This window comes from Sphingomonas sp. (assembly GCF_026460985.1).
Taxonomy (GTDB): domain Bacteria; phylum Pseudomonadota; class Alphaproteobacteria; order Sphingomonadales; family Sphingomonadaceae; genus Sphingomonas.
Window position 1 is genome coordinate 1 of the sequence record NZ_JAPKNM010000112.1, and the last position, 21,645, is coordinate 21,645.

The window sequence follows — 21,645 nt, forward strand, 5'->3', positions numbered from 1 at the left end:
CGTCAGGCTACGCCTGCCACCTCCCCCTGACGGGGGAGGATAAGAGGGTCACAAAATCTCACGCACCTTCTCGGGTGGGCGGCCCAGCCGCACGCCTTTCTCAGTCACCACCAATGGCCGCTCGATCAGGGTCGGGTTCGCGGCCATCGCGTCGAGGATCGCGGCGTCGTCGGCGCCCTTGAACGGCTTGGCGGCGTCCTCGGCGATGCGCAGCCCTTCGCGCGCGGTCATGCCGGCGCGCTGGTACAGGTCCTTGAGCGTGTCGCGGCTCGGCGGGGTCTTGAGATACTCGACGATCTCGACCTCGACGCCCGGCGTCTCGTGCAGGATCGCCAGCGTCTCGCGTGACTTGGAGCAGCGCGGATTGTGGTAGATCGTCGCTTTCATCGTATCTCCGTCACCCCGGCGCAAGCCGGGGCCTCGTGCCGCATGCGATCCCGGCTTTCGCCGGGATGACGATCAGTTGGCCTGGTCCTGCTTCGCCAGCCACTCCTCCAGCCACTTGATCGTGTACGCCCCCTCCTGGAATTCGGGGTCGTCGAGCAGCGCCTGGTGGAGCGGGATCGTGGTCTTGACGCCTTCGATCACGAACTCCTCGAGCGCGCGGCGCAGCCGCATGATGCAGCCCTGGCGCGTGCGGCCGTAGACGATCAGCTTGGCGATCATCGAGTCGTAGTAAGGCGGGATCTTGTAGCCCGAATAGATGCCGCTATCGACGCGGACGTGCATGCCGCCCGGCGCGTGGAAGTGCACGATCTTGCCCGGCGAGGGCGCGAAGGTCTTCGGGTCCTCGGCGTTGATCCGGCATTCGATCGCATGGCCGCGGAACTCGATGTCCTCCTGGGCGACCGACAGGCCGTGCCCTTCCGCGACGCGGATCTGCTCGCGGACGAGATCGAGCCCGGTGATCATCTCGGTCACCGGATGCTCGACCTGGAGCCGGGTGTTCATCTCGATGAAGTAGAAGTGGCCGTCTTCCCACAGGAACTCGATCGTCCCCGCGCCGCGATAGCCCATGTCCGCCATCGCCTTGGCGACGATGCCACCCATGCGCTCGCGCTCCTCGGGGGTGATCACCGGGGACAGCGCTTCCTCGAGCACCTTCTGGTGGCGGCGCTGGAGCGAGCAGTCGCGCTCGCCGAGATGGATGGCGTTGCCCTCGCCGTCGCCGAACACCTGGAACTCGATGTGGCGCGGATTGCCGAGATACTTCTCGAGATAGACGGTGGCGTCGCCGAACGCCGCCTTGGCCTCGCTGCCGGCCTGAAGCATCTGCGCTTCGAGGTCGGCGGGATTGTGCACGACCTTCATGCCGCGCCCGCCGCCGCCCGACGCGGCCTTGATGATCACCGGATAGCCGGCTTTCTCGGCGATCGCCTTGGCCTCGGCGATGTCGCTGATCGCGCCGTCCGAGCCGGGGACGAGCGGCAGGCCGAGCGCACCGGCGGTGCGCTTGGCCTCGATCTTGTCGCCCATCGTGCGGATATGCTCGGGCTTGGGGCCGACGAAGAGCAATCCGTGCGCCTCGACGATCTCGGCGAACTGGGCGTTCTCCGAGAGGAAGCCGTAGCCCGGGTGGATCGCGTCGGCGCCCGAGATCTCGGCGGCCGAGATGATGTTGGGGATGTTGAGATAGCTGTCGGTCGCCGCCGGCGGCCCGATGCAGATCGCCTCGTCGGCGAGCCGCACGTGCATCGCATCGGCGTCCGCGGTCGAGTGCACCGCGACGGTCTTGATCCCCATCTCGTGGCAGGCACGGTGGATGCGGAGCGCGATCTCGCCGCGATTGGCGATCAGCAGCTTCTTGATCTCGGGCATGCTTACTCGACGACCACGAGCGGCTGGTCGAACTCGACCGGCTGGCCGTTCTCGACGAGCACGGCCTTGACCGTGCCGGCGGCGGGCGCCTGGATCGGGTTCATCACCTTCATCGCCTCGATGATCAGCAGCGTGTCGCCCGCCGAGACCTTGTCGCCGACCGCGACGAACACCTTCGCCTCGGGATTGGGCTTCAGATAGGCGGTGCCCACCATCGGCGACTTGACCGCGTTCGCCGCCACGGCGGGCGCGGCGGCTTCGGCAGCGACAGGCGCGGCAACGGCGACGGGTGCCGGAGCGGCCGCCGCAGGGGCATATTGCACCGCCGGCGCGGCGGTCACGGTGCGCGCGACGCGCACCCGGCGTTCGCCGTCTTCCACTTCGATTTCGGTAAGCTGCGTCTCGTCGAGCACGGCGGCGAGCTGGCGTACCAGCTCGATATCCACGTGCATCGCCCCTTGTTTCTTATCTTCGGCCACAAGCGACCCTTTTTTCGATGAAAGCGCGCCCTGTGTCAGAGTCGCGCCGCGGCTTCAAGCGCAAGCGTGTACGACAGCGCTCCGAAGCCCGCGATGGTTCCGCGCGCGGCACGACCGACAAAGGATGTGTGCCGGAAGTCCTCGCGCGCATGCGGGTTGGAAAGATGGACCTCGATCACCGGCGTCGTGATGCTCTTCACGGCATCGTGCAACGCGATCGAGGTGTGCGTGTACCCGCCCGGATTGAGGAGCACGGCCTTGGCGCCCCGGGCCTGCGCCTCGTGCAGCCAGTCGATGAGGTGGCCCTCATGGTTCGACTGGCGCATGTCGATTTCCAGATCGAGTTCGCGCGCGCGGTCCTCGAGCTGCCCCGCAATGTCGTCCAGCGTGTCCGAGCCGTAGATCTCCGGCTCGCGCAGCCCCAGCAGGTTGAGGTTGGGACCGTTGAGGACGTAGATCGTATCGGCCAAGCCGGTGCCTTTCGGTTGCGGGTCTCGTGGGCCCGTCCCTATATGACCCCGCGTCCCCGATCAATTTCCAAGGACCTTATGCACACCGACGGTACCGTCTCGATCCGCGTCAATGGCGAGCACAAGCGCGTCACGGCCGGGCTCACGCTCCTCCAGCTGGCGGAAGAGCTGGGGCTGGTGCCCGAGAAGATCGCGGTCGAGCGCAACCTCGAGGTGGTGCCGCGCTCGACGCTCGGGCAGGTGACCGTCGACGACGGCGACGAACTCGAGATCGTCCATTTCGTCGGTGGCGGCGACCATGCGCGCCCGATCGAAGACGACAGCTGGACCGTTGCGGGCAGGATCTTCCGCTCGCGGCTGATCGTCGGCACCGGCAAGTATCGGGATTTCGAGCAGAACGCAGCGGCGGTCGCGGCCTCGGGCGCGGAGATCGTCACCGTGGCGGTGCGCCGGGTGAACGTGTCCGATCCCAACGCCCCGATGCTCACCGACTATATCGACCCGAAGAAGATCACCTACCTCCCCAACACCGCGGGCTGCTTCGATGCCGAGTCGGCGATCCGCACGCTGCGGCTGGCGCGCGAGGCGGGGGGCTGGGAGCTCGTCAAGCTCGAGGTGCTCGGCGAGGCGCGGACGCTCTATCCCGACATGGTCGAGACGCTGCGCGCGACCGAGATCCTCGCCAATGAGGGCTTCAAGCCGATGGTCTATTGCGTCGACGATCCGATCGCGGCGAAGCGGCTCGAGGATGTGGGCGCGGTGGCGATCATGCCGCTGGGCGCGCCGATCGGCTCAGGGCTCGGCATCCAGAACCAGGTGACGATCCGGCTGATCGTCGAGGGCGCGAAGGTGCCCGTGCTGGTCGATGCCGGCGTCGGCTCGGCCTCGGACGCGGCGGTGGCGATGGAATTGGGCTGCGACGGCGTGCTGATGAACACCGCGATCGCCGAGGCCAAGGACCCGATCCTGATGGCCTCGGCGATGAAGGCTGCGGTCGAAGCCGGGCGGCTCTCCTACCGCGCCGGGCGGATGGCCAAGCGCCGCTATGCCGATCCTTCGAGCCCGCTGGCGGGACTGATCTAGGCCGTATCGACATTCGGATTCTCGAATCCTCCCCCGCCAGGGGGAGGTGGCGCGCGCAGCGTGACGGAGGGGGCGGAGCCATTGCAGGGTACGCAGCTTACCTCCCCCTCCGACGCCTTCGGCGCCCCCTCCCCCTGGCGGGGGAGGATTGAAAGGCTCGCACGCCTGAATCTACGCCCTGAACCACCGATCCGGGGCAGTGCAGTCTTTCTGAAACACGACTTTGCCATGGGGCGCGGACACGCGAGATCCGGGGGCAAGTCAGATGATCCGCAAGACCATGCGATCCGGTTTGACGGCACTCTTACTGGTGCTGTCGAGCCTGGCGATGGCCACCGCTCCGGACCAGTTCGACGGCGGGATCGAGCAAGCGCGCCTCCTCGGTACCCTCAAGCTCGAAGGCGAATTGTTCCATGTCCAGGGTCTCGAACTCGACAGCCGGCGCATCTGGGTAACCTCGGTCGATTCGGAGAACCGCAAAGGCTATATCCATGAGTTCGACCGCTTGACGGGCAAGCTCCTGCGGCGCCTGGAGCTGACGGACGGGGCGCGATATCATCCAGGCGGGATATCGATTTCCGGCCGTTCGATCTGGGTTCCGGTTGCGGAGTTGAGGCCGAAAAGTTCCGCGATACTCGTCGAAATCGACGCGGACAGCCTGCGGATACGGCGGAAGATCCACGTCGCGGACCATCTGGGCTGCGTGGCGGCATCGGGCCGTACCCTGGTGGCGGGCAATTGGGACAGCGAAACGCTCTACATCTTCGATCTGGACAACGAGGCGCGGGTGCGGACCGTGCCGAACCCGTCCTCGACTCGCCACCAGGACATGAAGTTCGTCGACGGTCAGCTCGTGGCGGGCGGCTCGCTGAGCCTGTGGAGCGGCACCGTCGACTGGATCGACTGGCCCTCGATGAAGCTCAGCCGGACATTGCGCGCCGGAGCGATCGGGCCTGTCAGGCCTCTGGGCCGCGGCGGACCCTATACGGGCGAAGGCATGGCGATCGAGGGCCGCGACCTATACGTCGTCCCGGAAGACGGTCCCAGTCGGATGTTCCATTTCAGGCTCGACGATCAGGGCGAAAGCCGGCTGGCTGCTGTCCATCAATAGCGGCGAGAACGGCGCCGCATTCCCGCGCCTGACCGCCGTCACTACCGCTTGCGCGCCAGCCAGATCGCCCTTCCCCCCGCTGCTTCGTCGTGCGGCGTAAACGTCACTTCGATCAGCCCGTGTGCCGCGAACAGCGCGCGATATTCGGCCGGGGCGAGGCTGGCATGGTAAAGGTCCTCGCCGAACTGGCAGCCGATCGTCTCGTCGCGCGCCGAGCCGGTGTTGAACAGCAGGGCGCCGCCCGGTTCGAGCCAGCCCGCCGCCTTGACCAGCATTTCGGCCTGCTCCTCGGGGCGCAGATGGAACAGGCTGTCCCACGCGATCACGCCGTGGAAGCGCGCGTCGAGCGCCAGCGTGCGCATGTCGGCGCGGATCCAGCGATGGCGGGCGAAGCGGGTGCGCGCGAGCGCGATCATGCGTTCGGAGACGTCGACGCCGGTGAGTTGCCGTTCCTTGTCGATCAGATAGCGCGCGATCGGCTCGCCAGCACCGCAGCCGAGATCGAGCACGTGCCCGCCTTTGGGCACGCCCAGCAGGAACCGGTCGAGCCAGCCGCGTTCGACGAACTGCCGGCGGCGCGTAGCATCGAAGGCGTGGGCATGACGCTGATAATGCTCGGCAATGCTGTCGGGCATCGCAGGAACCCTCGGCGTGCGCGGACCGTTGTCGTTCGGATACTGGGAACAGGGCGCAGCCACGCGCCGATCCGCGGTCAGGAGATTGAAATCATGGGTGAACTTACCGACAAGATCAAGGGCAACCTCGACGAGGCGGCCGGCAAGATCAAGCAGCACGGCGACGATCCCGAGACCCGCGACGAAGGCGCCGCGCAGGAGATCAAGGGCAAAGGCGAGCAGTTCGCCGGCAAGGTGAAGGGCGCGCTCGGCGACGATATCTGACGCCGGTCGACCGCAGATTCAGGGTCTGTACTCAAACTACCGTCATCCCGGACTTGGTCCGGGATCCACCGGGAGGCGAGGGCAGGGCGAGAGGCTCTTGCCCTGCCGTTGAGGCGAGGTGGACCCCGGAACAAGTCCGGGGTGACGCGGTGGAGGGTAGCGAGGCGGCCCCCCTCAGGGCCGCCTTCGTTCAATCGGGGACGTAGAAGGACCAGAGGCCGCTCGGCAGCTGGCTCGCCGCGAAGCGCACCGGCTGGCGCAGATGGCCCACCTCGCAAATCGAATAGAGGTGGGTCTGGCTGGGCTCGAGGGGATTGGGCAACGTGACGGTCTTGCCGCCGATCCAGCGCCATTCCTGTCGCCACACCTTCACGCCCGAGAGCGCGAAATGATCGCCTTCCCTGCCGATGTGCGCAGTCTTCCAACCCATATCCGTCAATCTCCTTGGCCCCATTATAGAGGCGGAAGATCCGTCAACGGTCTCGAATCGCGGCGATTGTCGTTCCCGGCGTGATGAATTCCACATCGGTCTTGAGATGGAGCAGCCGGACGCCGGTTTCGGCCAGCGCGCGCGCCAGCGCGGGGGCGAATTCCTCGGTGCGCTCCACCGTCTCGGCCCAGCAGCCATAGGCCCGGCCGAGCGCGGCGAAATCCGGATTGTGGAGCTTCGTGCCCGAAAGCCGCGCCGGATACTCGCGCTCCTGGTGCATGCGGATCGTGCCGTATGCGCCGTTGTCGATGACGAGCACGATTATGTCGGCATCGTGCTGGACCGCGGTGGCCAGCTCCTGTCCGTTCATCATGAAGTCACCGTCGCCCGCCAGCGCCACGACCTGTCGTTCCGGCGCGCGCAGCTTGCCCGCGACTGCGGCGGGGACGCCATAGCCCATCGCGCCCGCGGTCGGCGCGAGCTGCGAGGGCTGCGGGCCGTAGCGCCAATAGCGATGCCACCAGGCCGAGAAATTGCCCGCGCCGTTGCAGATGATCGTATCCGCCGGCATCGCCGCGCGCATCGCCGAGACGCACTGACCGAGATCGAGCGCCACGCCTTCGCGCGGTTTCGGGGTGGACCATTCGAGCCATTCGGCATGGGCTTCGGCCCCTGCCGTGTGCGGCTCAGCCGGAAAGTCGGCGGCTGCCGCGAAGTTGGCGAAGTCGAACACATCACAGCAGATCGCCACATCCGCACGATAGACACGGTTCAACTCGCTCGCATCCGGGTGGACATGGATCAGCTTCTGGCCGGGGTGATCGGGCGTGATCAGCGTATAGCCGTCGGTCGTCGCCTCACCGAGGCGCGCGCCGACGACGAGCAGCAGGTCTGCGGTCTTGATCCGTTCGATGAGCTTGGGGTTGGGACCATAGCCCAGATTGCCCGCCCATGCCGGCGAGCGGTTGGGGATCGCGTCCTGTCGCCGGAATGCGCCCGCGACGGGGAGACCCCAATTGCACGCGAAACGGCCGAACGCGGCACCGGTAGCGGGATCCCATCCGGCTCCGCCGACGATCGCTACCGGCTGTTTGGCAGACCGTAGCAATTCGCCCAACGCTCCGTGATCGTTGGGATGAATATCGAGCGGCACCGCGCGCCCGATCTTCGGCCGGTCCACCGCCTCGACCTCGTCGCACAGCATGTCCTCTGGGAGCGCGATCACCACCGGACCCGGCCGACCCGAGGTGGCCACCGCATAGGCCCGCGCGACATATTCGGGGATCCGTGCCGCATCCTCGATCCGCGTCGCCCATTTGGCGAGCGGGGCGAACATCGCGGGGAAGTCGACTTCCTGGAAGCCCTCGCGGTCGCGCATGCCGCGGTCGACGTCGCCGATGAACAGGATCATCGGCTGCGAATCCTGCATCGCGACATGCACCCCGATCGAAGCGTTGGTCGCGCCGGGTCCGCGCGTCACGAAGGCTATGCCGGGCCGCCCGGTCATCGCCCCGTCGGCGCAGGCCATGAAGCCCACGCCACCTTCCTGCCGGCAGGTGACGAGGTCGATCTGCGGCGTGTCGTGCAGCGCGTCGAGCACGGCGAGGAAGCTCTCGCCAGGCACGTGGAAGATACGGTCGCAGCCCTGCGCGACCAGATTGTCGACGAGGATCCGGCCCCCGGTTCGTTTCGCGGTCATGCCGCCTGTCTAGCCCGAGGTCCGGGCTGCGCGTAACCCCCCGCCGGACGCTCCGGTCATGCCGGTGCGAAATGGGGGCTTTTAATCCTCCCCCGCCAGGGGGAGGTGGCGCGCGCAGCTCGACGGAGGGGGAGGAAGCACGACGGCTAGCTGGTCGCTTACCTCCCCTTCCGTCAGCCTTCGGCTGCCACCTCCCCCTGGCGGGGGAGGATTAGGCTCAATATCGATACGCCTAAGACGCCCATTCGGCGCGAAGCTGGTCCTCGCTGCCGTTGAAATGGTTGTAGTCGATCGACCCGGCGACATTGCCGGGGATGCCGGGCACGGTCGATGCCTTCTCGGCATATTGCCACAGCCAATAGCTCGGCCAGCTCTTCTGGACCTTGGCGGTCGGGTTGTATTCGGCGAGCCACAGCCGGTGCGCCCCGAAGAAGGGATCGACGCTGTTGCCGAGCTTCTCCTTGATCAGATGCCCGCTGTAGAGCACTGCGCGGCGCCCCAGTTTCTCGTGGATCCGCTCGAGGAATTCGCGCGCCTGGTCGAAGCTCATCTGGAACTTGGCGTCGAGCTCGTAATCGAGCGCGACCAGCGTGTTCTCGCCCGGCTGCGCCTTCATGAGGAAATTGTCGACCTGCGCCGCGACCGGCGCACTGGTCCCCCAATGATAGGCGCCCCAGAGCAGACCCGCGGCCTCGGCGTCGCGGCGGCGGTCGGTATAGGCCTTGTCCTTGCCCGTCTGGCCGGTGGTCGCCTTGTGGATGATCCCGCGCACTCCTGCGGCGCGCGCCTGCGCGAAGCTGTCGACCGCGTTGCCGTGATAGATGTCGATCACCACCGGGATACGCGGCGCCTCCGCCGAAGTGGCGATCGGGGTGCGCGGCGCGGCGGGGGCGACGGGAACGGGAGTGGGCGTCGGGAGCGGCGTGGGCGCCGGCGTCGTCCCTGTCGGCGTCAGCGGGCCGCAGCCGCCCGCCCAGACGAAGGCATTCTCGTCGGTCTTGTACCAGAGCGGATTGCCGTCGACCGATAGCCCCGCGACGATCGCATGGACGTTGAGCGTGGTGCCCGCGAGCACCTTCCGGAGCACCGGCGCGTCGGTGGTTGCCGCGCCCTGGCGCAGGTTGACCTTCGAGGTGGTGACGACCTGGCCCGAGATCAGGATTTGCGGATGCTGCGGCATGGCTCAGCCCACCGCGTCGTCGTCGGAGGCGGCGTTTGCGACGGGCGTCGGTGTCGGTGTCGTCGCAGGCGCCGCGTTCGGATCGGGCGGCGCGGCTGCACTGGCGGCCGTGTTCACTCCGATCGCTTCCTGCCCGACCGGCGTCCCCGGCGACGCGTTCACCCGGCTCATGAAGCCTTCGATGAAGTCCGCGCCCGAATAGCCCGCGCCGAGCAATGCGACGATCTGCGCCGAGGCGATCGCGTTGATATTGTCGATCAGACTCACGCTCGCCAGCGAGCCCGCGATAGCCCCGATCACCAGCGATGTGACCATCCGGCTCGGGTCGATCGCCTCCGAGACCGACGTGTTGGTGTTGCTGACCGCGTCGTTGACCTTCTTGAGGCCGACGATGGCGCGAATAGCCTGGCCCAGCGCGCCCATCATCGCGCCCAGCCCAAGAAGCTGCATCCAAGTCGTTGCGTCGAGTGTCGTATGCACAGTTCAGCTCCCCTGTCGCCGACTGCCGAGTCTCTATTTGGGAGGATTGCATAGCTGCGCGGGAATGCAAGCTTTGTTCTTGCAATCGCCCAATCGCGCGGAAGTAGTGCGTTCCCTGCTCGATGGGCAAAAGAAAAGGGCCGCGCGGCAATGCCGCACGGCCCTCCGGACGTCTTACGCCTGGATCAGAAGCGGTAGCCGATGCCCGCGATCACCTGGTCGCGGTTCAGGTCGATTTCCTCGTAGCGCGAGTAGCGATACTCGATCTTGCCGTAGAACTTGCCGAAGTTGCGCTCGACGCCCGCGCCGAGGCGGTAGCCGTCGTAATTCTCGCCGGTGCCGGCGAAGCTGACGCGGGCGTTGGTGTAGCCGCCCTTGCCGTAGACGAGGATCGAGCCGGGGGCGACGACGCCCAGGCGCGCGCCGGCATAGAGGTCACGACCGGCGCTGACGCCCGTCTCCTCGGTGGTCGCGCCGGTGATCTCGGCGTCCGCACCGATCACCACCTTGCCCAGCTGCTTGTCGTAGCCGATCGCGCCGCCATAAGCGAAGCCCGACTCACCGTCGCCGAGGCCGCCGACATGGTCCCAGCCGGCCACGACTTCGGCGCGCGGGCCGGTGAAGCTGCCATCCTGAGCGAAAGCGGGGGTGGCCGTCGCCGCCACCAGGGCGAGCGCCGTCGTTGCGAGAATACGCATTTTTGTTCCTATCTTTGGACTTGGTACTTCAGGTTCGGATGGCCATCCGAGCGCTCAAATAGGCGTCCATTTCGCAGGTGCAATATGGCAATTTGATTACAATCCGAGTGTGACTCTTTTGCCACGGCGCCAGATTCGAACAAAAGTTGAAAGCCGGTTCAGGTTCGCTTGACCGGTCGCCGCGCGCGGGATTATCGCCACGGCGAGCCAGGAGAGAATCGCGCTTATGAAGAAGCTCTACCCCGACGCCCAGGCAGCGCTGGAAGGGCTGCTGTTCGACGGCATGACCCTGTGTGCCGGCGGTTTCGGCCTGTGCGGCATTCCCGAGCGGCTGATCGACGCGCTCCAGGCATCGGGAGTCAAGGACCTCACCATCGCCTCGAACAATGCCGGCATCGACAATGAGGGGCTCGGCAAGCTGCTCCGCTCGCGCCAGGTGAAGAAGATGATCTCCTCCTACGTCGGCGAGAACAAGGAGTTCGAGCGGCAATATCTGAGCGGCGAGCTCGAGGTCGAATTCTGCCCCCAGGGCACCCTCGCCGAGCGCTGCCGCGCGGGCGGGGCGGGGATCCCGGGCTTCTACACGAAGACCGGCGTCGGCACCCAGGTCGCCGAGGGCAAGGAAGTGAAGGTCTTCGACGGCGAGGAATATATCCTCGAGCGCGGCATCCGCGCCGACCTTTCGATCATCAAGGGCTGGAAGGCCGACGAGAGCGGCAACCTCATCTTCCGCAAGACCGCGCGCAACTTCAACCAGCCGATGGCGACCGCGGGGCGGATCTGCGTCGCCGAGGTCGAGGAAGTGGTGCCGGTCGGCAGCCTCGATCCCGATGCGATCCACCTGCCGGGCATCTATGTGAAGCGGCTGATCCTGGGCGCCCCCTACGACAAGAAGATCGAGTTCCGCACCGTACGCACCCGCGAGGCTGCGTGACAGCGATGCGGCTTCCGGCCGGGCTGGCGCTCGCCGCCGCGACGGCGACCTTGCTCTCGGGCTGCGTCGCCGCGGTGGTCGCGGCGCCGCTCGCCGCTGGCGCCGGCGTGTACAAGGCGGGCACGCAGGACCGGCCGTCGAAGCGCAAGCGCGCCGCGCAGCAGCAGCAGCAGGCACCGCGTCCCGGCGAGGTGTACACCGCGCCCGACGGCAGCAAGGTCCAGGTCACGACCCTGACCGCGCTCCCTCCGCCGAGCGGCGCGCCGGCCGCTTCCATTCCGACCGCGGGCAATGCCCCGCCGGGCATGCAATTCCTCTACGGCTCGGGCGAGGCGGCGGCGCTGAGCTTCCAGGCCTACCAGGCCCTGTGGAACTATCTGCGGGTCGAGATCGGCTATCGGCGCGACAAGAGCCAGGTCCGCTCGGTGGCGCTCGCGTCCGGCTCGACGCTCGACAATCCGCGCTTCGAATTGTGCGGCAAGCGCCCGCTCGCCGTGGTGCTCGACATCGACGAGACCGCCTTGCTCAACCTCGGTTACGAGCGCGACGAGGCGGCGCGCGGCGGCGGCTATGACGCGGCGCGCTGGGGGCGCTGGGAGCAGACCGGCGCGGACAAGGTCGCGGCGGTGCCCGGCGCGGCAGAGGCGCTCGCCGCCGCACGGCGCGAGGGCTTCACCGTGATCTTCAACTCGAACCGCTCGGTCGCCTCCGCTGCCCAGACCCAGGCGGCGCTCGAGCATGCCGGCCTCGGCCCCGCGGACCTGTTCGACACCTTGTGGCTGCGCGGAGAGGGTGAGCCGAGCGGCAAGGACGCGCGCCGTGCCAAGATCGCCCAGCGTTATTGCATCGTCGCGATGGCCGGCGACCAGCTCGGCGACTTCAGCGACCTGTTCAACGCGCCGGACAAGTCGGTGGCGGCGCGGCGCAACAGCGTCGGCGGCACCCTGCTCGCGCCGCTCTGGGGCGCCGGCTGGTTCATGCTGCCCAACCCGGTCTACGGCACCGGGCTGAAGGGTGGAGTCGACGACATATTCCCGCCCGAAAGCCGCTGGGTGGACCCGCAGGAGACGAAGTAAATGCCCTGGACCCGTGACGAAATGGCCGCGCGTGCGGCGAAGGAGCTGAAGGACGGCTTCTACGTCAATCTCGGCATCGGCATCCCCACGCTCGTCGCCAACCATATTCCCGACGGCGTCGAGGTCACGCTCCAGTCGGAGAACGGCATGCTCGGCATCGGGCCGTTCCCTTTTGAGGGCGAGGAGGATCCGGACCTGATCAATGCGGGCAAGCAGACGATCTCGGAGCTGCCCAGCTCGGTCTATTTCTCGTCGTCGGACAGCTTCGCGATGATCCGCGGCGGGCATATCGACCTGACCGTGCTCGGCGCGATGGAGGTCAGCGAGAAGGGCGACATCGCCAACTGGATGATCCCGGGCAAGATGATCAAGGGCATGGGCGGCGCGATGGACCTCGTCGCGGGCGTCAAGAAGATCATCGTGGTGATGGAGCACAACTCCAAGGCCGGCGACCCCAAGTTCATCCCCGAATGCACGCTGCCGCTCACCGGCAAGAACGTGGTCGACATGATCATCACCGATCTCGCGGTGTTCCAGCGCGCCGATCACGACAGTCCGTTCCGGCTGATCGAGCTCGCGCCGGGCGTGAGCGAAGCGGAAGTCGCGGCGAAGACGACGGCGGCATATACGGCGGCATATGATGCGGCGCTGACGGTATGAAAGAGGCGCGCGGTCGCCAATTCGCCGGGCCGCCTCCGCAAGGAATGCGGATCGCGTGAAACTCCGGTCGGCCGCAAAGCCGTTGAACCAAAGGCTTTGTCGGAGGCACCAATGTTTGTGACGAAGCTGACAACTCCCTACGCGCTCGATCGGCCCGCGTTGACGCTGTCCTGGACGAAGCGTAGCCTCGGCAAATGATGGGCTGGTTCCGCCGCCGCTATCTCGACCTTCTGGGCTCGATCTACATCTACAACGAGCATCGCGGCTACACGAGCATCGACCGGGTGCTCGAAGCGGTGCGCGCGCGCGCGCCGGACGACCATGCGCTGATCGCCGCGATCGAGAAGCACCGCGGCGACGAGCGCAAGCATTACCTCATGTTCAAGCGCTGGTTCGAGCTGCAGGGCAAGATGCCGCTCCGGGTCGATCGCACCTGCGGCCATATCGACCGCTTCGTCGAGATCATGTTCCGCCGCACGATCGACGATCTCGACACCCAGGCGATCATCGCCAGCGACGACCAGTTCGAGAAACTGTGCCGAGTGATCTCGCTCACCGAGCAGCGCGGCTACCGCCAGGTCGACATCCTGCTGCGCCATCCGCTGGTGACCGGGGACAAGGTGCTGATGAAGATCTTCCGGATCATCGAGAAGGACGAGCCGAGCCACTGGGCGCCCTATGACGGCTGGCTCCGTGCCAACGGCAAGCGCGAGCCGAAATGGTGGGAGCGCGCGATCGACAGCTTCATCCATTCGGAGCTGCTGTTCCTCAAGCTTCCGGTGCTGTTCCTCAATCCGTTCGTGAAGCGCCGGACCGACTGGGCCGATGCGCTCGATCCGGCGCAACGGCTGGCGACGCCGCTGCCGGTGGGGTTGTAGGGAATATTCGAAGGGGTGAAATCTCCCGTTCGTGCTGAGCTTGTCGAAGCACCGTCCTTCCCTTTCCGTTCGCGAGGCAGAAGAAGAACGGCCCTTCGACAAGCTCAGGGCGAACGGAGTTGGTGGACCTAACCAGCCTAGACAGGACCGCCTATTTCGCGACGCCATGTCCTCGGCTATCGCGTCGTCATGCGCATCCTCCTCACAGGCTCGTCCGGCTGGCTCGGCCGCTTCCTCGCGCCGATGCTGCGCGCCCGCGGCGATGTGGTGACCGGGCTCGACGTCGCGCCGGGGCCCGACACGCAGGTGATCGGCTCGGTCGCGGATCGCGCGCTGGTCGATCGCGTCTTCGCCGAGCACGGGATCGAGGCGGTGATCCATGCCGGCGCGCTGCACAAGCCCGACATCGTTCGCTATCCGGCCCAGGCGTTCGTCGACGTCAACGTCACCGGCACGCTCAACCTGCTCGAGGCCGCCGTCGCGGCGGGGCATGAGCGCTTCGTCTTCACCTCGACCACCTCGCTGATGATCAGCCAGGCGATCCGCGCCGAGCTCGCCGACCATGCGGTGTGGCTCGACGAGGCCAGCGGCCCGCTCGAGCCGCGCAACATCTACGGCGTCACCAAGCTCGCCGCCGAGCAGCTCTGCCGGCTCGCGCATCTGGAAAACGGCCTCAACTGCGTCGTGCTGCGCACCAGCCGCTTCTTCCCCGAGGAGGATGACACCCACCGCGCGCTTTCGGGCGAGAACATGAAGGCCAACGAGCTGCTCCATCGCCGCCTGACGGTCGAGGACGCCGCCCGCGCGCACATCGCCGCACTGGATCGCGCGCCCGGGATCGGCTTCGGTAGCTTCATCCTATCGGCACCGACACCGTTCGATCGCGGCGAATGCGACGAACTCAAACGCGATGCGCCGGCAGTAATCGCGCGCTATTTCCCCGATGCACCTGCGTTATATGCCAGCAAAGGCTGGGAACTGCCCAAGTCGATCGGCCGGGTCTATGACGCCATGCTTGCCGGGAAACTGCTCGGCTTTCGCTGCGAAGCCGATTTCGGCAGCGTGCTAGAATCCCTGCGGAAGAATACGCCGCTGCCGTTCGCGCACGATCCGAATTACGTTTCGCCGAAAGAGACGGCGGGCGTGGGATAAAGGGTCCTCCGCACCTTGTGTTTGATGCGTTGACACAAGAGCTTCGGGGGAATTCTACATGCGCTGGATCGTTCGCGGGCTGCTGGCCCTGGTTGCTGTCCTGTTGCTTGCATTGGTGGTGGTCTATGCCGGATCCGAATGGGTGATCCGCAAAGGCCATGCCGTGCCGCTGACCGAGATGGCGATCCCCAGGGACGCCGCGTCGATCGCCGAGGGCGCGCGCGTCGCCCGCATCGCCAGCTGCCGCGACTGTCACGGCGCGAACGGCGAGGGCAAGGTACTGTTCGAAGACCCGATGCTCGGCCGCATCGCCTCGCCGCCGCTTGCCAGGGCTGCCGCAACGATGTCCGACGCCGAGCTCGTCCGCGCGATCCGCCACGGGGTCAAGAAGGACGGATCGTCGCTGTTCATCATGCCGACCCACGCGCTCGGCCACCTCTCGGATCAGGATGTCGGCCGCGTCGTCGCATGGATCCGCACGCTCAAGGCCGGCCCCAAGGATTCGCAGGCGGCCATGTCCTACGGGCCCGTGGGCCGCGCATTGATCCTCGCGGGCAAGCTTCCGGCGATGGCCAACTCGGCCAAGCTGGCGCAGCCCGGGCGTCCCGCGGACATGGGGCGCTATGTCGTCGATATTGCCTGTACTGCCTGCCACAAGCTGCATCAGCAGGGCTTTATGGAGGATGGCGCGACCAAGGTCCCGGCCCTCGCGCCGATGGTCGCCGCCTATGACCCGGCGAAGCTCAAGAAGCTGCTGCGCACCGGCGTGGGCACCAAGCCCGACCATGGGATCATGAGCGTGGTCGCGCGCGAGAGCTTCTCCGTGCTGACCGATCCGGAGATCGACGCGATCCAGGCGTATCTGAAGGGCGAGGCCGCGAAGGCGCCGGCGCAGTAGACGTCATCCCGGCGAACGCCGGGATCTCAGGCCGCGAATGGCTCGTTGCACGAGGTCCCGGCTTTCGCCGGGATGACGAAGGGGAACTTGGTATCGCAAAATTGCGTAGCGGGTTGCCCCGGCGCATGATTTGACTAGATCGCCTGCATGGCCAGCAAACCTCTCACGCTGTACGAGAAGATCTGGGCGGACCATGTCGTGGAACGCCGCGACGACGGCACCTGCCTGATCTATATCGATCGGCACCTCGTCCACGAAGTCACCAGCCCGCAGGCGTTCGCCGGGCTTCGCGCCGCCGGGCGTCCGGTGCGCCGGCCCGATCTTACGCTCGCGGTGCCCGATCACAACCTGCCGACCACCGCGCGCATCGATGCCGAGGGGCATGCGCTGCCGATCGCCGATCCCGCCAGCGCGGGCCAGCTCGCCGCCTTGCGCTCGAACGTCGCCGAGTTCGGCGTGCCCTATATCGACGCGCTCGATGCGCGGCAGGGGATCGTCCATGTCGTCGGCCCCGAGCAGGGCTTCACGCTGCCCGGCACCACGCTCGTCTGCGGCGACAGCCACACTTCGGCGCACGGCGCGCTGGGCGCGCTGGCCTTCGGCATCGGCACCAGCGAGGTCGAGCATGTCCTCGCTACCCAGACGCTGCTGCTCCAGCAGATGAAGACGCTCGAGATCCGCGTCGACGGCAGCCTCGGTTTCGGCGTCAGCCCCAAGGACGTCGTCCTCGCGATCATCGGCAAGATCGGCGCGGCGGGCGGCACGGGATATGTCATCGAGTTCACCGGCGAGGTGATCCGCGCGATGTCGGTCGAGGGGCGGCTGACCGTCTCGAACATGTCGATCGAGGGCGGTGCGCGCTCGGGGCTGATCGCGCCCGATCAGACGACGTTCGACTATATCAAGGGCCGCCCGCTGGCTCCGGGCGGCGAGGCCTGGGACAAGGCCGTCGCCTATTGGCGCACGCTGCCGACCGATGCCGGCGCGCGCTACGACAAGACAGTGATCCTGCGGGCCAGCGACATCGCCCCGTCGCTCACCTGGGGCACCAGCCCCGAGGACGTCGTCCCGATTACCGGCGCGATCCCCGATCCGGAGAGCTTCGCCGACCCCTCGAAGCGCGTCGCGGCCCAAAAGTCGCTCGACTATATGGGTCTGACGGCGGGCACCGCGATGCAGGACATCCCTGTCGAGCATGTCTTCATCGGCAGTTGCACCAACAGCCGCATCGAGGATCTGCGCGCCGCCGCCGCGGTGGTGAAGGGGCGGCATGTCGCCGACCGCATTCGCCAGGCTTTGGTCGTTCCCGGCTCGGGGCTGGTCAAGCTGCAGGCCGAGGCCGAGGGGCTCGACCGCATCTTCACCGAGGCCGGCTTCGAATGGCGCGAGCCCGGCTGCTCGATGTGCCTGGCGATGAACCCGGACAAGGTTCCCCCCGGCGAACGTTGTGCTTCCACCTCGAATCGAAACTTCGTAGGAAGGCAGGGTCCGGGCGCGCGAACCCATCTGCTGTCCCCCGCCATGGCGGCGGCGGCGGCAGTCACGGGGCGCCTCACCGATGTCAGGGAGCTGATGTCGGCGGATGCGTGAAGGGAGCGTGTATGAAGCGGGCACTGATCGTGCTGATCGTCGGAACCGTGCTGAGCGGCCTCGCCGCGGCCTATGCCTCGGCCCACAGCAAGCCATCGCCGAACGCGGAAACGCCCGGGAAAAGCTGACCCGCGCCTTCGCTTCGGCGATCCTGGGCGCGATGGGAGCTGCCTCCGCGCTGCTCGTCGCCGTGCCGGCTCATGCCCAGGCGGCGGACGTCGAGCTCTGGCGACTCGATTGCGGCAACCTCGATGTCTCCGACTTCGGCGAGTTCAGCGACACGCACCGCTATGACGGAAAGCCCTACAAGCTCGTCGACAGCTGCTATCTGATCCGCCACGGCAGCGACTATCTGCTCTGGGACGCCGGCCTCAGCGGCGACATCCTCGGCGAACAGGTCGTCGAAGGCGTCTTCACGCTCACGCTCAAGGCGCGGATCGTCACGCAACTGGCGCAGATCGGGGTGAAGCCCGAGCAGGTGCGCTTCGTCGGGATCAGCCATGATCACTTCGATCATATCGGCCAGGTCGGCGATTTCCCCCAGGCCACCTTGCTGATCGGCGCGGGCGACTTCGCCACGATCAAGGCGGGCGATCCGGCCGCCGCCGGCGCGTTCAAGCCCTGGATCCAGGGCACCGCCAAGGTCGAGGCCGTCGACGTCGACAAGGATGTGTTCGGTGACGGCAGCGTCGTCATGCTCGGCATGCCGGGGCATACCCCCGGCCATCATGCGCTGCTCGTCCGGCTGAAGGGCACGGGGCCGGTGCTGCTGTCGGGCGATCAGTTCCACGCCACCGAAAGCTTCGAGCACGATCAGGTCCCGACCTACAACACCGATCGCGTCGACACGCTCGCCTCGATCGATCGCTTCAAGCGGATCGCCGCCAACCTCAAGGCGAAGGTCGTGATCCAGCACGAGCCCGCCGACGTCGCCAAGCTGCCCATTTTCCCCCGGAGTGCCCGCTGATGGAACCCGTTCGCCAGGTCGAGGGGCGCGCCTATCCGTGGGGCGCCAAGAATATCGACACCGACATCATCATCCCCGCCCATTGGCTCAAGACCACGACGCGGGAAGGCCTCGGCAAGGGCGCGTTCGAGACGGTGCGCGCGCAGGAAGGCAATGTCTTCGACGATCCGCGCTATGCCGGCGCGCCGGTGCTGATCGCCGGCGACAATTTCGGCTGCGGGTCGAGCCGCGAGCACGCCGCCTGGGCGCTCGCCGATCTGGGCATCAAGGCGGTCATCGCGCCGAGCTTCTCGGACATCTTCTCGGGCAACGCCTTCAAGAACGGCATCGTCCCCGTCGTCCTGCCGCAGGAAGCGATCGACCGGCTGGTCGAGGTCGCGCGCGACAATGAAGTGACCGTCGACCTCGAGACCATGACCGTCACCACGCCCTTTCAGGACCGTTTTCCCTTCGATCTCGATCCCTTCCGCCGTCAATGCCTGCTGGAGGGGCTGGACGAGATCGGCATGACGCTGGCAAAAGATACCGAGATTTCGAAATACGAATCCGGTGTCGCCACATCGCGGCCGTGGATCGCAGTGGGAGCGGGCAATGAAGGCACTCTTGTCGCAGGCGCCGGGCGGACCTGAAACTCTAAGCGTCGCCGAGCTGCCGGATCCCATTCCAGGCAAGGGCCAGGTGCTGGTCGCGGTCAAGGCCTGCGCGATCAACTATCCCGACGTCCTGATCATCGAGGACAGATATCAGTTCAAGCCGCCGCGCCCCTTCGCGCCGGGCGGCGAGATCGCGGGCACGATCGAGGCGGTGGGCGAGGGCGTCACCCGGTTCGCGCCCGGGGATCGCGTGCTCGGCGTGATCGGCCATGGCGGGCTGGCGGAGAAGGTCGCGGTCGACGCCGCGCGGCTCTATCCGCTTCCCGAGGGCCGCAGCTTCGAGGAAGGCGCGGCGCTGCTGCTGACCTACGCCACCACGATCCACGCGCTGCTCGATCGCGGGCATCTCGCGGCAGGCCAGACCCTCCTGATCCTCGGCGCGGCCGGCGGGGTCGGTCTCGCCGCGATCGAACTGGGCAAGGCGTACGGTGTGCGCGTCGTCGCCGCGGTCTCGTCCGAGGAGAAGGCCGAGGCGGCGCGGGCGGCGGGGGCCGACGAGACTCTCGTCTATCCGCGCGCGCCCTTCGACAAGGAACAGTCCAAGGCTTTGAGCGAGGCGTTCAAGGCGGCGGTGGGCCCCAAGGGCGCCGATGTGATCTACGATCCGGTCGGCGGCGACTATGCCGAGCCGGCATTGCGCGCGATCGGCTGGGAAGGGCGCTATCTGGTGGTCGGCTTTCCGGCCGGCATTCCCAGGCTGCCGCTCAACCTGACCCTGCTCAAGAGCTGCGACGTCTGCGGCGTCTTCTGGGGCGCCTTCGCCGCGCGCGATCCGCAGGCGAACGAGGCGCATGTCGAGTCGCTGTTCCGGCTGTGGGGTGAGGGCAGGATCGCGCCGCGGGTGACGGAGACGTTTCCGCTGGAGGACGGCGGCAAGGCGATCGCGAAAATGGCCGCGCGGCAGGCGATCGGGAAGCTGGTGGTGACTTTGTAAATCCTCCCCCGGAGGGGGAGGGGGACCGCCGAAGGCGGTGGAGGGGTATTCGCCCCAAGCGACGTCGCCCGAGGAGACTACCCCTCCGTCGCGCTGCGCGCGCCACCTCCCCCTCCGGGGGAGGATCTTGCAAAGGCGTTGCCTCGCGCCTCCCTCCCTCCTATCTCGACCCAAACCGACACCAAAAGGCGAGCAGCACCATGACCACTTTCGACGATCGCGAGCGCGCATTCGAGGCGAAGTTCGCCCGCGACGAGGACATGGCCTTCCGCATCACCGCGCGGCGCAACCGGCTGCTCGGCCAATGGGCTGCCGCCAGGCTCAACCTCACGCCGGAGGAGACCGACGCCTATGCCAAGGCGGTGGTCCAGGCCGATTTCGAGGAGGCCGGCGACGAGGACGTGATCCGCAAGCTGGTCGGCGACCTGCTCGCCGCGGGCGTCGAGGTCGACGAGGCCACGGTCCGCCGCGCGCTTGAGGAGCAGACGGTCGAGGCGCGCCGCCAGCTGATCGGCGAAGTCTGATGGCGATGGCCGCGGCCGAGATCGAGGAACTGATCCGCGCCGGCATTCCCGACGCGCGCGTCGAGATTACCGACCTCGCCGGCGACGGCGACCACTATGCAGCGCGCGTCGTCGCCCCCATGTTCAGGGGGATGCCGCGCGTGCGCCAGCACCAGGCGGTTTATGCAGCGCTCGGCGGGCGCATGGGCGGCGTGCTCCACGCGCTCCAGCTGACCACCGAAGCGCCAGCCGAGGAGTAGACTAGTGACCGACGAAGTGCAGGACCGCATCCAGGGCCTGGTGGACGCCAACCCCGTGCTCCTCTTCATGAAGGGCAGCCCGCTCTTCCCGCAATGCGGCTTCTCGAGCCGCGCGGTGGCGATCCTCAGCCATCTCGGCGTCGATTTCGAAAGCGTCGACGTGCTCCAGGACCAGGGCGTCCGCCAGGGCATCAAGGCCTTCTCGGACTGGCCGACCATCCCCCAGCTCTATGTGAAGGGCGAATTTGTCGGGGGATCGGACATCATGATGGAGATGTACGAGAGCGGCGAGCTCGCCCAGCTGCTCGCCGACAAGGGCGTGGCTGCGCAGGCTTGATCGCCTGCGTCGCCTTTAGGCCCTAATTATCCACCGGCCCCCCCGCGAAAGCGGGGGCCCATCTCCCGGACGATCCACGAGCACGACGGCCGTGCGTGTGGCGAGCATCGGAGATGGGCCCCCGCTTTCGCGGGGGTGACGACGTATTGGGCGGAGTGACGTGTATTTGAGGCAAGCGCCAGCGACCCTCCTCCGAGTCGCACCGTCGATGTCGGGGAAACCCGGGTCGGGTGGGTCGACGCGAGACCGGGTAGAAGCGGTCGACCCACCCTTGAATGAAGCGTCGAACGCTCGGGTGCCTCTATCTTTGCACTCGTCGTGCCAGTTCCCGGGAAGCGGGCTTTTCCAGTATCTTCAGTAGTTAATGGCCTGCTTCACCATGGCCTGCCTGTAAATTTCCCCGACAGGCGCGGCGTGCCGTCATCCGCCTGTCAGAATCCGTTCATCGGCCATTCA

26 protein-coding genes are annotated in these 21,645 nt (G+C 66.9%); 16 read left to right on the plus strand and 10 right to left on the minus strand.

The genetic code is table 11. The annotated features are described in order from the left end of the window. Positions 1–48: 48 nt before the first annotated feature. The 4 genes from arsC to aroQ form a co-directional block, all read right to left on the minus strand. Positions 49–387, minus strand: coding sequence for an arsenate reductase (glutaredoxin) (gene arsC / locus MT490_RS18135; RefSeq protein WP_297390833.1), 339 nt, complete (start codon positions 385–387; stop codon positions 49–51). A 72-nt stretch (positions 388–459) separates the two neighbouring features. Continuing rightward, positions 460–1,818 carry an acetyl-CoA carboxylase biotin carboxylase subunit gene (gene accC / locus MT490_RS18140; protein WP_297390835.1) on the minus strand — a complete coding sequence of 453 codons (1,359 nt, stop codon included), beginning with the start codon at positions 1,816–1,818 and terminating at the stop codon, positions 460–462. 2 nt (positions 1,819–1,820) lie between these two features. After that, the gene (accB, locus tag MT490_RS18145; RefSeq protein WP_297390837.1) at positions 1,821–2,270 is read right to left on the minus strand and encodes an acetyl-CoA carboxylase biotin carboxyl carrier protein; all 450 of its coding nucleotides are present in this window, start codon (positions 2,268–2,270) and stop codon (positions 1,821–1,823) included. 62 nt (positions 2,271–2,332) lie between these two features. Then, a complete protein-coding gene (aroQ, locus tag MT490_RS18150) occupies positions 2,333–2,767 on the minus strand; it encodes a type II 3-dehydroquinate dehydratase (protein WP_297390839.1) in 435 nt (144 codons plus the stop codon). 78 nt (positions 2,768–2,845) lie between these two features. On the opposite strand from aroQ, the gene thiS reads away from it, so the two are divergent. Further along, positions 2,846–3,850 carry a sulfur carrier protein ThiS gene (gene thiS, locus MT490_RS18155; RefSeq protein ID WP_297390841.1) on the plus strand — a complete coding sequence of 335 codons (1,005 nt, stop codon included), beginning with the start codon at positions 2,846–2,848 and terminating at the stop codon, positions 3,848–3,850. Between the two features lie 265 nt (positions 3,851–4,115). Continuing rightward, a complete protein-coding gene (locus tag MT490_RS18160) occupies positions 4,116–4,961 on the plus strand; it encodes a DUF6454 family protein (protein WP_297390842.1) in 846 nt (281 codons plus the stop codon). Positions 4,962–5,002: 41 nt separating this feature from the next. Here MT490_RS18160 and MT490_RS18165 read toward each other — a convergent pair whose 3' ends face one another. Next, complete coding sequence (locus MT490_RS18165; protein ID WP_297390844.1) at positions 5,003–5,596, minus strand: class I SAM-dependent methyltransferase; 594 nt, start codon at positions 5,594–5,596, stop codon at positions 5,003–5,005. Positions 5,597–5,689: 93 nt separating this feature from the next. Here MT490_RS18165 and MT490_RS18170 point away from each other — a divergent pair, with 93 nt between their 5' ends. Continuing rightward, complete coding sequence (locus MT490_RS18170; protein WP_297390846.1) at positions 5,690–5,860, plus strand: CsbD family protein; 171 nt, start codon at positions 5,690–5,692, stop codon at positions 5,858–5,860. A gap of 190 nt (positions 5,861–6,050) precedes the next feature. Here the strand turns inward: MT490_RS18170 and MT490_RS18175 are convergent, their stop codons facing one another. The 5 genes from MT490_RS18175 to MT490_RS18195 form a co-directional block, all read right to left on the minus strand. Next, positions 6,051–6,290 (minus strand): hypothetical protein, encoded by a 240-nt coding sequence (locus tag MT490_RS18175; protein WP_297390848.1) that lies wholly within the window; start codon positions 6,288–6,290, stop codon positions 6,051–6,053. Between the two features lie 43 nt (positions 6,291–6,333). Next, positions 6,334–7,989, minus strand: coding sequence for a thiamine pyrophosphate-binding protein (locus tag MT490_RS18180; RefSeq protein ID WP_297390850.1), 1,656 nt, complete (start codon positions 7,987–7,989; stop codon positions 6,334–6,336). Between the two features lie 232 nt (positions 7,990–8,221). Then, positions 8,222–9,169, minus strand: a complete 948-nt coding sequence (locus MT490_RS18185) for a glycoside hydrolase family 25 protein (RefSeq protein ID WP_297390852.1) — start codon at positions 9,167–9,169, stop codon at positions 8,222–8,224. A 3-nt stretch (positions 9,170–9,172) separates the two neighbouring features. Continuing rightward, the gene (locus MT490_RS18190) at positions 9,173–9,619 is read right to left on the minus strand and encodes a hypothetical protein (RefSeq protein ID WP_297390854.1); all 447 of its coding nucleotides are present in this window, start codon (positions 9,617–9,619) and stop codon (positions 9,173–9,175) included. A 215-nt stretch (positions 9,620–9,834) separates the two neighbouring features. Further along, complete coding sequence (locus MT490_RS18195; protein ID WP_297390856.1) at positions 9,835–10,347, minus strand: outer membrane beta-barrel protein; 513 nt, start codon at positions 10,345–10,347, stop codon at positions 9,835–9,837. A gap of 226 nt (positions 10,348–10,573) precedes the next feature. Between MT490_RS18195 and MT490_RS18200 the strand changes: the two genes are divergently transcribed. The 13 genes from MT490_RS18200 to grxD all read left to right on the plus strand — a co-directional run bounded on the left by MT490_RS18200 (position 10,574) and on the right by grxD (position 21,189). Next, positions 10,574–11,281, plus strand: a complete 708-nt coding sequence (locus MT490_RS18200; RefSeq protein WP_297390857.1) for a CoA transferase subunit A — start codon at positions 10,574–10,576, stop codon at positions 11,279–11,281. A 5-nt stretch (positions 11,282–11,286) separates the two neighbouring features. Continuing rightward, on the plus strand, positions 11,287–12,357 hold the full coding sequence (locus MT490_RS18205) for an HAD family acid phosphatase (protein WP_297390860.1): 1,071 nt from the start codon (positions 11,287–11,289) through the stop codon (positions 12,355–12,357). Further along, on the plus strand, positions 12,358–13,017 hold the full coding sequence (locus MT490_RS18210) for a 3-oxoacid CoA-transferase subunit B (protein ID WP_297390862.1): 660 nt from the start codon (positions 12,358–12,360) through the stop codon (positions 13,015–13,017). 194 nt (positions 13,018–13,211) lie between these two features. Then, the gene (locus tag MT490_RS18215) at positions 13,212–13,895 is read left to right on the plus strand and encodes a ferritin-like domain-containing protein (protein ID WP_297390865.1); all 684 of its coding nucleotides are present in this window, start codon (positions 13,212–13,214) and stop codon (positions 13,893–13,895) included. 189 nt (positions 13,896–14,084) lie between these two features. Beyond that, positions 14,085–15,047, plus strand: coding sequence for an NAD(P)-dependent oxidoreductase (locus MT490_RS18220; protein WP_297390867.1), 963 nt, complete (start codon positions 14,085–14,087; stop codon positions 15,045–15,047). Positions 15,048–15,105: 58 nt separating this feature from the next. Continuing rightward, the gene (locus MT490_RS18225; protein ID WP_297390869.1) at positions 15,106–15,945 is read left to right on the plus strand and encodes a c-type cytochrome; all 840 of its coding nucleotides are present in this window, start codon (positions 15,106–15,108) and stop codon (positions 15,943–15,945) included. Between the two features lie 147 nt (positions 15,946–16,092). Continuing rightward, positions 16,093–17,535 carry a 3-isopropylmalate dehydratase large subunit gene (leuC, locus tag MT490_RS18230; protein ID WP_297390871.1) on the plus strand — a complete coding sequence of 481 codons (1,443 nt, stop codon included), beginning with the start codon at positions 16,093–16,095 and terminating at the stop codon, positions 17,533–17,535. A gap of 160 nt (positions 17,536–17,695) precedes the next feature. Continuing rightward, positions 17,696–18,502 (plus strand): N-acyl homoserine lactonase family protein, encoded by an 807-nt coding sequence (locus MT490_RS18235; RefSeq protein WP_297390872.1) that lies wholly within the window; start codon positions 17,696–17,698, stop codon positions 18,500–18,502. Then, positions 18,502–19,131: a 3-isopropylmalate dehydratase small subunit gene (gene leuD, locus MT490_RS18240; protein ID WP_297390874.1), complete on the plus strand. Its 630-nt coding sequence runs from the start codon at positions 18,502–18,504 to the stop codon at positions 19,129–19,131. Before MT490_RS18235 ends, leuD begins: the two co-directional genes overlap by 1 nt. Continuing rightward, positions 19,094–20,089, plus strand: coding sequence for an NADPH:quinone oxidoreductase family protein (locus MT490_RS18245; protein WP_297390876.1), 996 nt, complete (start codon positions 19,094–19,096; stop codon positions 20,087–20,089). The genes leuD and MT490_RS18245 overlap by 38 nt, the downstream gene beginning before the upstream one ends. 200 nt (positions 20,090–20,289) lie before the next feature. Further along, entirely contained in the window at positions 20,290–20,613 is a 324-nt protein-coding gene (locus MT490_RS18250; RefSeq protein WP_297390878.1) for a DUF1476 domain-containing protein, read from the plus strand. After that, entirely contained in the window at positions 20,613–20,852 is a 240-nt protein-coding gene (locus tag MT490_RS18255) for a BolA family transcriptional regulator (RefSeq protein ID WP_297390880.1), read from the plus strand. Before MT490_RS18250 ends, MT490_RS18255 begins: the two co-directional genes overlap by 1 nt. A gap of 4 nt (positions 20,853–20,856) precedes the next feature. Next, the gene (gene grxD, locus MT490_RS18260; RefSeq protein WP_297390882.1) at positions 20,857–21,189 is read left to right on the plus strand and encodes a Grx4 family monothiol glutaredoxin; all 333 of its coding nucleotides are present in this window, start codon (positions 20,857–20,859) and stop codon (positions 21,187–21,189) included. Positions 21,190–21,645: the final 456 nt, after the last annotated feature.

Coding starts and splice junctions, on each gene's coding strand:
- arsC (WP_297390833.1), bottom strand. CDS start 387: ATGAAAGCGACGATCTACCACAATCCGCGCTGCTCCAAGTCACGCGAG.
- accC (WP_297390835.1), bottom strand. CDS start 1,818: ATGCCCGAGATCAAGAAGCTGCTGATCGCCAATCGCGGCGAGATCGCG.
- accB (WP_297390837.1), bottom strand. CDS start 2,270: ATGCACGTGGATATCGAGCTGGTACGCCAGCTCGCCGCCGTGCTCGAC.
- thiS (WP_297390841.1), top strand. CDS start 2,846: ATGCACACCGACGGTACCGTCTCGATCCGCGTCAATGGCGAGCACAAG.
- MT490_RS18160 (WP_297390842.1), top strand. CDS start 4,116: ATGATCCGCAAGACCATGCGATCCGGTTTGACGGCACTCTTACTGGTG.
- MT490_RS18165 (WP_297390844.1), bottom strand. CDS start 5,596: ATGCCCGACAGCATTGCCGAGCATTATCAGCGTCATGCCCACGCCTTC.
- MT490_RS18170 (WP_297390846.1), top strand. CDS start 5,690: ATGGGTGAACTTACCGACAAGATCAAGGGCAACCTCGACGAGGCGGCC.
- MT490_RS18175 (WP_297390848.1), bottom strand. CDS start 6,290: ATGGGTTGGAAGACTGCGCACATCGGCAGGGAAGGCGATCATTTCGCG.
- MT490_RS18180 (WP_297390850.1), bottom strand. CDS start 7,989: ATGACCGCGAAACGAACCGGGGGCCGGATCCTCGTCGACAATCTGGTC.
- MT490_RS18185 (WP_297390852.1), bottom strand. CDS start 9,169: ATGCCGCAGCATCCGCAAATCCTGATCTCGGGCCAGGTCGTCACCACC.
- MT490_RS18190 (WP_297390854.1), bottom strand. CDS start 9,619: ATGCAGCTTCTTGGGCTGGGCGCGATGATGGGCGCGCTGGGCCAGGCT.
- MT490_RS18195 (WP_297390856.1), bottom strand. CDS start 10,347: ATGCGTATTCTCGCAACGACGGCGCTCGCCCTGGTGGCGGCGACGGCC.
- MT490_RS18200 (WP_297390857.1), top strand. CDS start 10,574: ATGAAGAAGCTCTACCCCGACGCCCAGGCAGCGCTGGAAGGGCTGCTG.
- MT490_RS18205 (WP_297390860.1), top strand. CDS start 11,287: ATGCGGCTTCCGGCCGGGCTGGCGCTCGCCGCCGCGACGGCGACCTTG.
- MT490_RS18210 (WP_297390862.1), top strand. CDS start 12,358: ATGCCCTGGACCCGTGACGAAATGGCCGCGCGTGCGGCGAAGGAGCTG.
- MT490_RS18215 (WP_297390865.1), top strand. CDS start 13,212: ATGATGGGCTGGTTCCGCCGCCGCTATCTCGACCTTCTGGGCTCGATC.
- MT490_RS18220 (WP_297390867.1), top strand. CDS start 14,085: ATGCGCATCCTCCTCACAGGCTCGTCCGGCTGGCTCGGCCGCTTCCTC.
- MT490_RS18225 (WP_297390869.1), top strand. CDS start 15,106: ATGCGCTGGATCGTTCGCGGGCTGCTGGCCCTGGTTGCTGTCCTGTTG.
- leuC (WP_297390871.1), top strand. CDS start 16,093: ATGGCCAGCAAACCTCTCACGCTGTACGAGAAGATCTGGGCGGACCAT.
- MT490_RS18235 (WP_297390872.1), top strand. CDS start 17,696: ATGGGAGCTGCCTCCGCGCTGCTCGTCGCCGTGCCGGCTCATGCCCAG.
- leuD (WP_297390874.1), top strand. CDS start 18,502: ATGGAACCCGTTCGCCAGGTCGAGGGGCGCGCCTATCCGTGGGGCGCC.
- MT490_RS18245 (WP_297390876.1), top strand. CDS start 19,094: ATGAAGGCACTCTTGTCGCAGGCGCCGGGCGGACCTGAAACTCTAAGC.
- MT490_RS18250 (WP_297390878.1), top strand. CDS start 20,290: ATGACCACTTTCGACGATCGCGAGCGCGCATTCGAGGCGAAGTTCGCC.
- MT490_RS18255 (WP_297390880.1), top strand. CDS start 20,613: ATGGCGATGGCCGCGGCCGAGATCGAGGAACTGATCCGCGCCGGCATT.